Raw genomic sequence first — 11,216 nt, forward strand, 5'->3', positions numbered from 1 at the left:
GTTCTTCCGAGAGATCCCGTGGGATCTGGAGAAGGCCGCCAAGATCGACGGCGCCACGCCGGCGCAGGCCTTCCGCCGGGTGATCGCACCCCTGGCGGCTCCCAGCATCGTGACCGCGGCGATCCTGGTGTTCATCTTCGCCTGGAACGACCTGCTGCTGGCGCTGTCGCTGACCGCCACGAAGGCGGCGATCACCGCGCCGGTGGCGATCGCGAACTTCACCGGCAGTTCGCAATTCGAGGAGCCCACCGGTTCGATCGCGGCCGGCGCGATGGTGATCACCATTCCGATCATCATCTTCGTTCTGATCTTCCAACGTCGGATTGTCGCCGGGCTCACCTCCGGCGCGGTGAAGGGTTAGCGGGTCTGATATGGCCGAGATCGTCCTGGAGCATGTGAGCAAGCAGTACCCGAGCGGGGCAACCCCGGTGAAGGACCTGAGCCTGACCATCGGTGACGGCGAATTCCTCATCCTGGTCGGGCCGTCCGGCTGCGGGAAGTCGACCACGCTGAACATGATCGCCGGCCTGGACGAGATCAGCTCCGGTGAATTGCGCATCGGGGGTACACGGGTCAACGAGAAGGCACCGCGGGACCGCGACGTCGCGATGGTGTTCCAGTCCTACGCGCTCTACCCCCACATGACGGTGCGGCAGAACATCGCCTTCCCGCTGACCCTGGCCAAGATGGGCAAGGCCGAGATCGACGCCAAGGTCGCCGAGACCGCCCGAATCCTGGACCTCACCGAGCTTTTGGATCGCAAGCCCGCGCAGTTGTCCGGCGGCCAGCGTCAGCGGGTCGCCATGGGTCGTGCGATCGTGCGCAAGCCCAAGGCGTTCCTGATGGATGAGCCGCTGAGCAACCTCGATGCCAAGCTACGGGTGCAGATGCGCGGCGAGATCGCCCGCCTGCAGAAGCGTCTGGGCACCACCACCGTCTACGTCACCCACGATCAGACCGAGGCGATGACACTCGGTGACCGGGTGGTGGTTCTCAACGACGGGGTTGCCCAGCAGATCGGCACCCCCGATGAGTTGTACAACCATCCGGCGAACCTGTTCGTGGCCGGCTTCATCGGCTCGCCGGCGATGAACTTCTTCCCGGCCACCGCAACGGCCACCGGAATCCGGCTGCCGTTCGGCGACATCCCGCTTGCCGCCGCGGTGAGCGGTTCCAACCTCGTCGCGGGCCTGCGTCCGGAGAGCTTCGCCGACGCCGCGCTGCTGGATGGCTTCGAGCGGGCCACGGCCGTCACCTTCGGCGTGGACGTCAACCTGGTCGAGTCGCTGGGCTCAGACAAGTACGCCTACTTCTCGGTGCCCGGCGCCGGCGGCACGAATTTCGTGGCGCGGATCTCCGCCGAGTCGACGGCGGCCATCGGCCAGCGGCTTGAACTCGCGATCGACCCGGCCAAGGTGCACCTCTTCGACGCGGCGAGCGGAGTGAATCTCAGCGCGTGAGCGATTCGCTGCACGCCGCCGGAGCGCACCTTCGTGCGCACTTCGCCGATTCCGAACCCGATATCGCCAGTGTCACCTTCCTCGGCGTTGAGCGGATGGATGTCCTGCGCTTCCTCGACGACGGCAGCTATTCCTATGTGTCGCTTGGCTGTTCACGCCATCCGATGACCGAGGCGTCGGCCGGTGTGATTGATCCGGTCCGGGGCCCGCGCGCAGAGGTGGTGATGACGTTGCGCTCCGGTGTGCCGACGCCCGGTCTGGCCCGTAGCCTGGCGGTGATCGCCGCCACGCCCGCGGTGGACGGTGTCGTGCTCACCGAGGATCTGCTGGTGGATCTTTCCACCCCGCTGTGGGAGGGGGCGCCGTTCACCGCGGTGCTGCTGGGGCCGTCGGGCATCCCCGATCTTGACGTGGAGCCCCCGCGCGCTCCGGTGCGGTTCCTCTCGGCGGTGCCGATCACCCAGACGGAGGCGGCCTGGGTGCGGCTCAAGGGTGCCGACGCGATGCGAGCGGCCTGGGCCGACGACGGCGTGGATGTACTGGATCCGCTGCGCAGGGCGTCGTCCGCCTGAGTCTGAGCTAGAGCCAGTGGTTCTTGCGGAAGGTGAAGTAGAGGAAACCGCAGACCGACGCCATCAGTCCCAGCACCGCGGGATAACCCCACTGCCACGCCAACTCCGGCATGTTCTCGAAATTCATCCCGTAGATACCGGCGATCATGGTCGGCACCGCGGCGATTGCCACCCACGCCGAGATCTTGCGGGTGTCGAGATTCTGCTGCAATTCCACCCTGGCGAGCGTGGCGTGCACCAACGAGGTCAGCATCTCGTCGTAACTGGCGATCAGGTCGGCGGCCAGGGTCTGATGGTCGGCGACATCGCGCATATAGCGCCGGATCTCCGTGGGCAGCAGATCCCGGTAATCGGTCTGCATGCGGGCCAGGGCTTCGGTGAGCGGCCAGACCGCCCTGCGCAATTCGACGACCTCACGTTTGAGCAGATAGATCGGTTCGATGTCGGTCTTGGTGTTCGGGGAGAACGTCGCCTCCTCGATCGCGTCGATGTCGGCATCCATCAATTCGGTGACCCAGCGGTAGGAGTCGACGATGTGGTCGGCGATCGCGTGCATCACCGCATACGGCCCCAGCGCCAGTTGCGCCTGATCGGACTCGAGGTCGTGGCGGACCCCGGCCAGCCCGGTGTGGTCGCCGTGGCGCACGGTGACGACGAAATCGCGACCGACGAACACCATGATCTCGCCGGTCTCAACGATCTCGCGAGCCAGTTCCACCGACTCGTGCGGTACGTAGTTGACCGTCTTGAGCACTAGGAACAGGGTGTCGTCATAGCGCTCCACCTTGGGTCGCTGGTGGGCGTGGACGGCATCCTCGACGGCCAGCGGGTGCAGGTCGTAGACCTGCGCCACCGACTTCATCTGATGCTCGTCGGGTTCGTGCAGTCCGATCCAGACGAAGGCTGCCTGTCCGACCGCTTCGATTTCGTGGACCTTCTCCAGCGCGGCTGCATAGGTGTACTTCCCGGGGAGCCGGATTCCCTCGGAGTACACCGCGCAGTCGACCGTGGCCTCTGAGACCGGGAGTGGAATTCGCGGGGCGATCTCGATTTCCGACCGCAGCCGGCCGGCTCCGAGCAGTGCCTGGGGCCGCGGTCTGAACGATGCCATCTGACCTCCTCGGTCGCTGTTCGCCGAATGCTACGCGCGTCGTCGAGTACATTGGCGCCGTGTCTGAAACGGTGCCCGCCCCCCATCTCGTCATCGACGACGAGGAGATCTTCGCAGCCCATGAGGGCGGCAAGCTGTCGATTGACCTGAAGGCGCCGCTGGATACCCAGCGGGCGCTGTCGATCGCCTACACCCCCGGAGTGGCAAAGGTGTGCCGCGCCATCGACGCCGACCCCGCGCTGGCAGCCCGCTACACCTGGGCTCATCGCCTGGTGGCCGTGGTCAGTGACGGCAGCGCGGTGCTGGGGCTGGGTGACATCGGCGCGGCGGCCTCCTTGCCGGTCATGGAGGGCAAAGCCGCCCTCTTCAAGACGTTCGGCGGTCTGAACTCGATCCCGATCGTGCTGAACACCCAGGATCCCGACGAGATCGTCGACATCCTGGTCAAGATGCGCCCGAGCTTCGGCGCGGTCAACCTCGAGGACATCTCTGCCCCCCGGTGTTTCGAGATCGAGCAGCGCGTCGTCGAGGCGCTGGACTGCCCGGTCATGCACGACGATCAGCACGGCACTGCGATCGTGGTGCTCGCGGCACTGCTGGGCGCGACCGCGGTGCTCGGTCGCGAGATGAGTTCGCTGAAGATGGTGATCTCCGGGGCCGGCGCGGCCGGAGTCGCGTGTGCCAACATCCTGCTCACCGCGGGACTCTCGGATATCACCCTGCTGGATTCCAAGGGAATCGTGCACAGCGGCCGGGATGACCTCAACTCGGTCAAGGCAGAATTGGCGAGCCGGACCAATCCGGAGGGTCGCACCGGCGGTCAGGCGGAGGCCCTCGAGGGTGCTGACGTGTTCCTCGGGGTCTCGGCGGGCAAGGTGCCCGAGGAACTGATCGCGCGGATGGCCCCGGGCGGCGTGGTTTTCGCGTGCTCGAACCCTGACCCGGAGATCCACCCGGAGATCGCCAAGCGTTACGCGGCGATCGTCGCCACCGGCCGCAGCGACTTTCCGAACCAGATCAACAATGTGCTCGCCTTCCCCGGAGTTTTCCGTGGCGCGCTCGACGCCGGCGCACGCCGCATCACCGAGAAGATGAAAGTCGCTGCGGCCGAGGCGATCTTCTCCGTCGTCGGCGACGACCTGGCCGCAGACCATATCGTCCCCAGCCCGCTGGACCCCCGCGTCGGTCCGGCGGTCGCGGCCGCGGTGGCGGCAGCCTCGCGGGAGTGACCGGGGGAGTGACCACTCTCCGCCGTCTACTGCTGATACTGGTCACCGTATCGGCCGTCGGCTGCAGTCATCCCGGGCCGGGCCCGTCATTGATCGTCGGTGCTTCCGCAGATCCGCAGATCGCCCTACTCGCCAATGTCTACGCGGCCGGGCTGCGCTACTACGGGACCGACGCTCGGGTGCAGACGATGGCCGACCCGGTGGCGGCCCTGGATACCGGATCGGTGGGTGTGGCACCTGGTTTCACCGGACGGCTGCTGCAGCGCTTCGCGCCGGGTTCGGCGGCGCGATCGGCCGAGCAGGTCTACCGGGCGATGATCGGCGCGCTACCGGAGGGCCTCGCCGCCGGTGATTACGCCGTCGCCGCCGAAGATAAGCCGGCGCTTGCGGTCACCGGTTCGACAGCCACGAGCTGGGGCGGCCATGATCTGACCGCTCTGGTCCGCAACTGTGCCGGGCTGCGCATCGGCGCAGTCGCAGGTGCGGTGACTCAGGCCGCGGTCGGGGATTGCGCTCTGCCGGCCGCACGCGAATTCCCCGATGCCACAACGATGTTCGAGGCGCTGCGCACAGGTGCTCTGACCGCGGCCTGGACCTCCACCGCCGATACCGCCGTACCCGGCGGGGTCGTGGTGCTGGTGGATCGCAAGCCCACGCTGGTGCCCGCGGAGAACGTCGTCGCCATCTACCGGCGCAACGAGTTGGGCAAGATGGCGCTGCGGGCGATCAACGAACTGGCCGGAGTTCTCGACACCGCATCGCTGATCGACATGCTGCGTCAGGTCAAGGCCGGCGATGATCCACGGTCGGTGGCCGAGGCGTGGCTGACTGCCAACCCGCTGGGGCGCTGACCTGGCTGTGGTGCTGCGCCTTACTGCATCTTGGGCATGAAGCGGCTGGCCAGCGTGCTCAGCACGCGCTGATAGCCCGAACCGGTGACCCTGACGAAGACGTCGAGGATCTTGGCATCGGCGCCCACGAGCACCTTGGCCTTCCCCTTGGCGACGCCGTCGAGGATGATCTCGGCGGCGCGCTCCGAGGAGGTGCGGGCCATCTTGGTGTCGAACCACTCGGCCATCGATGCGGTGTCCAGCCCTTCGGCGGCGGTGGAGTTGCGCGCGATCGCGGTCTTGATACCGCCCGGGTGGACGCTGGTCACTTTCACCGGGTGCCCGGCCAGGATCATTTCCTGCCGCAGGGCCTCGGTGAACCCGCGCACCGCGAACTTCGCCGAGTTGTAGGCCGCCTGGCCCGGCACCGAGAACAGTCCGAAGATGCTCGAGGTGTTGATGACATGTCCGTCGCCGGAGGCGATCAGGTGCGGCAGGAATGCCTTGGTGCCGTTGACCACGCCCCAGTAGTCGACGTCCATGACCCGCTCGATGTCCTTGAACTGGGTGACCTCGATATCGCCGCTGTATGCGATGCCGGCGTTGTTGTAGATCTGGTTGACCTTGCCGAAGTGGTTCTTCACGTCGTCGGCGTAGAGCAGGAAGGACTCCCGCTCGGCGACGTCGAGGCGATCCGACTTGACCGGCGCACCGATGGCCTTCAGTCGGCCCTCGGTGACCGCCAGGCCCTCGGTATCGACGTCGCTGATCGCCACCGATGCCCCGTGCCGCCCCAGTTGAACCGCGAGTTCGGCGCCCATGCCGGATCCGGCTCCGGTAACCACTGCCACTTTGCCGGCGAATCCCTGCATGTGCGCTCCTGTTGACGGGTGTCGATTTGCCCTCAGGCTAGCAGCGAGGGATCACCGGCAGTAACGCCCGGCAACGCCCCTACGATGAGCTGATCATGAAGATCAGTCGTATCGCCGTCGCGGTGGTTGCCGCCGGCCTGTTCACCGGGGCGCACGCCACCCCGGCTGATGCCGACACCACCGGAAATGTGGACCAGTTCCTGACGACGCTGGATGATTTGGGCATCACCAATCTCAACCCGGCCGACGCGGTGGGCCTCGGTCAGTCGCTGTGCCCGCTGCTGGCGCAGCGCAGCCAGAACACCGCCGACATCGCGGCCAAGGTGTCCGACAGCATCGGCAAGCCGCTGGGGATCGGCACCATGTTCACCGGCGCGGCGGTCTCGTTCCTGTGCCCGAAGGCCGTCGACAACATCGCCGGCAGCCTGGCCGACGGCCGGCTGCCGTTCCCGCTGTTCGGAAGCTGACGGCTCAACCGCGGGCGAGCGTGCGCCAAGTGCGCGAGGAGACGGCGTGTCGGTGTACCGACACGCACGCTCGCGGGCCTAGGAGAACGCCTCGTCGAGAATCTCCTGCTGCTCGACCGCGTGCACCTTCGACGACCCTGACGACGGGGCCGACATGGCGCGGCGCGAGATTCGCTTGATGCCGGTCAGCTTCTCCGGCAGCATCTCCGGCAGTTCCAGGCCGAAGGTGGGCCAGGGACCCTGGTTGGCCGGCTCCTCCTGGACCCAGCGGAACTCCCGGGCGTTCGGGTACTGATCGAGGGTGGCGCCCAGCCGGCGCTTTGGCAGCGGCGCAAGCTGCTCGATGCGCACGATCGCGATGTCGTCGCGGCCGTCCTTGGCCTTGCGGGCCTCGAGCTCGTAGTAGATCTTGCCGCTGGTGAGCAGGATCCGGGTGACCTTGCTGCGGTCCCCGATGCCGTCGGTGTAGGCCGGCTCCTCCAGTATCGAGCGGAACTTCTGTTCGGTGAAGTCCCGGATATCGCTGACGGCTGCCTTGTTGCGCAGCATCGACTTCGGGGTGAACACGATCAGTGGCCGGTGCACGCCGTCGAGTCCGTGCCGGCGCAGCAGGTGGAAGTAATTCGCCGGGGTGGACGGCAACGCGATCGTCATCGACCCCTCCGCCCACAGCTGCAGGAAGCGTTCGATCCGGCCGGAGGTGTGGTCGGGGCCCTGTCCCTCATGGCCGTGCGGCAGCAGCAGCACGACATCGGAGAGCTGACCCCACTTGGCCTCACCGGAGCTGATGAACTCGTCGATGATCGACTGCGCACCGTTGACGAAATCGCCGAACTGGGCTTCCCACAGGACGATTGCCTCCGGGTTGCCCACCGAGTAGCCGTACTCGAAGCCCACCGCCGCGTACTCCGACAGCGGTGAGTCGTACACCAGGAACCGGCCGCCGGTGGGGGTGCCGTCCGGGTTGCGGGTCAGCAGTTCCAGCGGGGTGAACTCGGCGCCGGTCGCCGGGTCGATGACCACGGCGTGCCGCTGGGTGAAGGTGCCGCGTTTGGTGTCCTGACCGGAGAATCGGATCAGCTTTCCCTCCGCCAGGAAGGTGCCCAGCGCGAGCAACTCGGCGAAGGCCCAGTCGACCTTGCCTTCGTAGGCCATCTCGCGGCGCTTCTCCAGCACCGGCTTGACCCGCGGGTGCGGACTGAAGTCCGGCGGGAAGGTCAGGTGCGCGTCGCCGATGCGGGCCAGCAGCGACTTGTCGACGGCGGTGCTCATGCCGCGCGGGATCATCTGCGCGGTCTCCACCGATTCGCTGGGCTCGATGACCTGCTTCTCGAGTTCGCGGACCTCGTTGAACACCTGCTCGAGTTGGCCCTGGTAGTCGCGCAGTGCGTCCTCGGCCTCCTTGATCGAGATGTCGCCGCGGCCGATCAGCGCCTCGGTGTAACTCTTGCGAACGCCGCGCTTGGTGTCGATCACGTCGTACATCGCCGGGTTGGTCATCGACGGGTCATCGCCCTCGTTGTGACCCCGACGGCGGTAGCAGAGCATGTCGATGATGACGTCCTTGTTGAACTTCTCCCGGAAGTCCACCGCCAGCCGCGCCACCCAGACACAGGCCTCGGGGTCGTCACCGTTGACGTGAAAGATGGGCGCCCCAACCATTTTCGCGACGTCGGTGCAGTATTCCGCCGAGCGGGAATACTCCGGCGCGGTGGTGAAGCCGATCTGGTTGTTGACGACGATGTGGATGGTGCCGCCGGTCCGGTAGCCCTGGAGCAGCGCCAGGTTGAGCACCTCGGCCACAACGCCCTGGCCGGCGAAGGCCGCGTCGCCGTGCAGCATCAGTGGCACGACGGTGAACTCGCGGTCGGTGTCGATGGGCCCGCCGCCGCTGACCCCGTCGATCAGGTCCTGCTTGGCCCGAACCAGGCCTTCGAGAACCGGGTCGACGGCCTCCAGGTGGGAGGGGTTGGCCACCAGTGAGACGGAGATGTCGTTATCGCCGAACATCTGGATGTAGGTGCCGTTGGCGCCGAGGTGGTACTTGACGTCGCCGGAGCCGTGCGCCTGAGTCGGGTTCAGATTGCCCTCGAACTCGCTGAAAATCTGCGAGTAGGGCTTGCCGACGATGTTGGCCAGCACGTTGAGCCGGCCGCGGTGCGGCATGCCGATGACCACCTCGTCGAGACTGTGCTCGGCGCACTGATCGATCACCGCGTCCATCATCGGGATCACCGACTCTGCGCCCTCCAGCGAGAAGCGCTTCTGCCCAACGTATTTGGTCTGCAGGAAGGTCTCGAACGCCTCGGCGGCATTGAGCTTGCTCAGAATGTACTTCTGCTGCGCTACCGGTGGCTTGTCGTGGCGCACCTCGACGCGCTCCTGCAGCCACTTCTGCTGCTCGGGCTCGAGGATGTGGGTGTACTCGACACCGATGTGCCGGCAGTAGGCGTCGCGCAGCACCGAGAGCACGTCCCGCAGTTTCTTGTGCTGCTTGCCGGCGAACCCGTCGACTTTGAACTCGCGGTCCAGATCCCACAGGGTCAGGCCGTGTGTCAGCACGTCGAGGTCGGGGTGCATCCGGAAGCGGTTCTTGTCCAGTCGCAGCGGGTCGATATCGGCCATCAGATGGCCGCGGTTGCGGTAGGCGGCGATCAGTTCGATGACCCGGGCGTTCTTGTCGACGATGGAGTCCGGGTTGTCGGTGCGCCACCGCACCGGCTCATACGGGATACCGAGGTCGAAGAAGATCTCGTCCCAGAAGTCGTCGGAGAGCATCAACTGGTGGATGGTGCGCAGGAAGTCGCCGGACTCCGCGCCCTGAATGATCCGGTGGTCGTAGGTCGAGGTCAGGGTGATCAGCTTGCCGACGCCGAGATCGGCGATGCGTTCCTCGCTGGCCCCCTGGAACTCGGCGGGGTACTCCATGGCGCCGGCGCCGACGATCGCTCCCTGGCCGGACATGAGCCGCGGCACCGAGTGCACGGTGCCGATGGTGCCGGGGTTGGTCAGAGAGATGGTGACGCCGGCGAAGTCCTCAGCGGTGAGTTTGCCGTCGCGGGCGCGGCGCACGATGTCCTCGTAGGCGGCGACGAAATCGGCGAACGCCAGTTCATCGCAGCCCTTGATGGCGGCGACCACCAGTGACCGCTTGCCGTCCTTGCCGGGCAGGTCGATGGCCAGACCGAGATTGGTGTGCGCCGGACTGACCACATTCGGTTTGCCGTCGATCTCGGCGAAGTGCCGGTTCATGTTGGGGAACGACTTGACAGCCTGCACGATTGCGTAGCCGAGCAGATGGGTGAAGGAGATCTTGCCGCCGCGGGTGCGCTTGAGGTGGTTGTTGATGACGATCCGGTTGTCGATCATCAGCGTCGCCGGGATGGCGCGCACGCTGGTGGCGGTCGGGATCGCCAGCGAGGCGTTCATGTTCTTGACGACCGCGGCCGCGGCGCCGCGCAGCACCTGCGCTTCGTCGCCGGTCTGCACCGGGGTGGCGGCCGGCGCCGGGGCCGGAGCTTCCGCGGGAGCCGGCGCCGCAGTGGCGGTGACGGGCGGGGCGGCGGGAACCGGATCCGGGGGCGCGGCCGGGGCAGGTGTGGACTGGCCGTTGCCACTGCTCCCGACGGGACCGGTGGTCTCGGGTTTGTAGTCCAACAGGAAGTCGTGCCAGCTCGGGTCCACCGACGCGGGATCGTCGCGGAATTTGCGGTACATCTCCTCGACCAGCCATTCGTTCTGGCCGAAGGGTGAACTCGTACTGCTCACGGAGTCGCTCGCCTCGTTTCTGTGCCCTGTGACGACGCCTAAGGCTATCGCTTATCGCGGGTTCCCGAAGCGGGTCCGACCATGCCTGAGCCGAGCGGTGAACGCTGGGAGACGAGCGGTCAGTTACTGCGCGTCCCGGACCGGCGGCAGCAGATGCAGGGTGGCGGGCCACCGCGCCGGCGCCGGGCCGAAGGCCTGCTGGGCGTTCGCCACGATCCTCTTGCCCATGATCCGGTTGCCACCGCCGCCGATCGCGGCGCCGATGCCGACCGGCAGCATCTTGCCGAACGCCATCGCGGCGCGCTTCATCGTGTACTTCTTCACGAAATACGTCGTCAGCTTGGAGTTCAGCTGAGAGATCACCGGCAGCGGCAGCAATTCGGCCTCGGCGAGCCAGGCTCCACTGGTGCGGCTCGCACCGAGCAGGTCGCGGACCGCGCCCTTACCCTCCTCGCCGACCAGGACGCCGAGCACCAGGTTGCGGCGCCGCTCGCGATCCTCCACCGGGATCCCGTGGACCTCGGCGACGGCCAGCGCGAAGGCGGCGGTCGCCTCGAGGAATACCACCGTCTCGCCGGCCACCGCCGACAACGCTGCCAGGGTGCCGATGCCGGGGAAGGCGGCCGCCGAGCCGACGGCTGCGCCGCTGGCCATCACCGCGGCCAGGTAGTGCTTCTCCAGCTTGGCGACGATCTGGGCGGGGCTGGCATCGGGGTTACCTTTGCGAAGCCGGGCCACGTAGGCCTTGACCGCCGGGGCCTGCAGTCGGGCGCTGGACTCCAGGATGTTGGAGAGCACTTTTGCCGACATGCCGGCATCCTCGGGGCGGGCCGGCAGGTTGTCCGACGGCTTGCGGCGAAACCTCATGCTCGGGCCCTTTCTCTGGGCACTTTCACGCGACGTCATG

At 66.8% G+C, this 11,216-nt stretch carries 10 protein-coding genes; 6 read left to right on the top strand and 4 right to left on the bottom strand.

Going from position 1 to position 11,216, the window contains the following annotated elements; genetic code table 11:
• From ACR2JI_RS13400 to ACR2JI_RS13410, 3 genes are all read left to right on the top strand, one after another.
• The coding region (locus ACR2JI_RS13400; protein ID WP_526390705.1) for a carbohydrate ABC transporter permease at nucleotides 1-361 on the top strand (361 nt) is incomplete at its 5' end.
• A 10-nt stretch (nucleotides 362-371) separates the two neighbouring features.
• The gene (locus ACR2JI_RS13405) at nucleotides 372-1,460 is read left to right on the top strand and encodes an ABC transporter ATP-binding protein (protein WP_526390707.1); all 1,089 of its coding nucleotides are present in this window, start codon (nucleotides 372-374) and stop codon (nucleotides 1,458-1,460) included.
• The gene (locus ACR2JI_RS13410) at nucleotides 1,457-2,032 is read left to right on the top strand and encodes a suppressor of fused domain protein (RefSeq protein WP_526390709.1); all 576 of its coding nucleotides are present in this window, start codon (nucleotides 1,457-1,459) and stop codon (nucleotides 2,030-2,032) included. Before ACR2JI_RS13405 ends, ACR2JI_RS13410 begins: the two co-directional genes overlap by 4 nt.
• A gap of 7 nt (nucleotides 2,033-2,039) precedes the next feature.
• On the opposite strand, the gene corA is transcribed toward ACR2JI_RS13410, so the two are convergent.
• Entirely contained in the window at nucleotides 2,040-3,143 is a 1,104-nt protein-coding gene (gene corA / locus ACR2JI_RS13415) for a magnesium/cobalt transporter CorA (protein WP_526390711.1), read from the bottom strand.
• Nucleotides 3,144-3,202: 59 nt separating this feature from the next.
• Between corA and ACR2JI_RS13420 the strand changes: the two genes are divergently transcribed.
• A complete protein-coding gene (locus tag ACR2JI_RS13420) occupies nucleotides 3,203-4,372 on the top strand; it encodes an NAD(P)-dependent malic enzyme (protein ID WP_526390713.1) in 1,170 nt (389 codons plus the stop codon).
• Complete coding sequence (locus ACR2JI_RS13425; RefSeq protein ID WP_526390715.1) at nucleotides 4,369-5,223, top strand: glycine betaine ABC transporter substrate-binding protein; 855 nt, start codon at nucleotides 4,369-4,371, stop codon at nucleotides 5,221-5,223. The genes ACR2JI_RS13420 and ACR2JI_RS13425 overlap by 4 nt, the downstream gene beginning before the upstream one ends.
• Before the next feature lie 20 nt (nucleotides 5,224-5,243).
• Here the strand turns inward: ACR2JI_RS13425 and ACR2JI_RS13430 are convergent, their stop codons facing one another.
• Complete coding sequence (locus tag ACR2JI_RS13430; RefSeq protein WP_526390717.1) at nucleotides 5,244-6,074, bottom strand: SDR family NAD(P)-dependent oxidoreductase; 831 nt, start codon at nucleotides 6,072-6,074, stop codon at nucleotides 5,244-5,246.
• Between the two features lie 95 nt (nucleotides 6,075-6,169).
• Here ACR2JI_RS13430 and ACR2JI_RS13435 point away from each other — a divergent pair, with 95 nt between their 5' ends.
• Nucleotides 6,170-6,541, top strand: a complete 372-nt coding sequence (locus ACR2JI_RS13435; protein WP_526390719.1) for a DUF732 domain-containing protein — start codon at nucleotides 6,170-6,172, stop codon at nucleotides 6,539-6,541.
• A 78-nt stretch (nucleotides 6,542-6,619) separates the two neighbouring features.
• Here ACR2JI_RS13435 and ACR2JI_RS13440 read toward each other — a convergent pair whose 3' ends face one another.
• Nucleotides 6,620-10,309: a multifunctional oxoglutarate decarboxylase/oxoglutarate dehydrogenase thiamine pyrophosphate-binding subunit/dihydrolipoyllysine-residue succinyltransferase subunit gene (locus ACR2JI_RS13440; RefSeq protein WP_526390721.1), complete on the bottom strand. Its 3,690-nt coding sequence runs from the start codon at nucleotides 10,307-10,309 to the stop codon at nucleotides 6,620-6,622.
• 123 nt (nucleotides 10,310-10,432) lie between these two features.
• Nucleotides 10,433-11,176 carry a hypothetical protein gene (locus tag ACR2JI_RS13445; protein ID WP_526390723.1) on the bottom strand — a complete coding sequence of 248 codons (744 nt, stop codon included), beginning with the start codon at nucleotides 11,174-11,176 and terminating at the stop codon, nucleotides 10,433-10,435.
• Nucleotides 11,177-11,216 lie beyond the last annotated feature (40 nt).

This window comes from Mycobacterium sp., assembly GCF_051006775.1.
Taxonomy (GTDB): domain Bacteria; phylum Actinomycetota; class Actinomycetes; order Mycobacteriales; family Mycobacteriaceae; genus Mycobacterium.

What these genes read in the sequence shown, in the direction of transcription:
- ACR2JI_RS13405 (WP_526390707.1), top strand. Translation starts at nt 372, where the DNA reads ATGGCCGAGATCGTCCTGGAGCATGTGAGCAAGCAGTACCCGAGCGGG.
- corA (WP_526390711.1), bottom strand. Translation starts at nt 3,143, where the DNA reads ATGGCATCGTTCAGACCGCGGCCCCAGGCACTGCTCGGAGCCGGCCGG.
- ACR2JI_RS13430 (WP_526390717.1), bottom strand. Translation starts at nt 6,074, where the DNA reads ATGCAGGGATTCGCCGGCAAAGTGGCAGTGGTTACCGGAGCCGGATCC.
- ACR2JI_RS13435 (WP_526390719.1), top strand. Translation starts at nt 6,170, where the DNA reads ATGAAGATCAGTCGTATCGCCGTCGCGGTGGTTGCCGCCGGCCTGTTC.
- ACR2JI_RS13445 (WP_526390723.1), bottom strand. Translation starts at nt 11,176, where the DNA reads ATGAGGTTTCGCCGCAAGCCGTCGGACAACCTGCCGGCCCGCCCCGAG.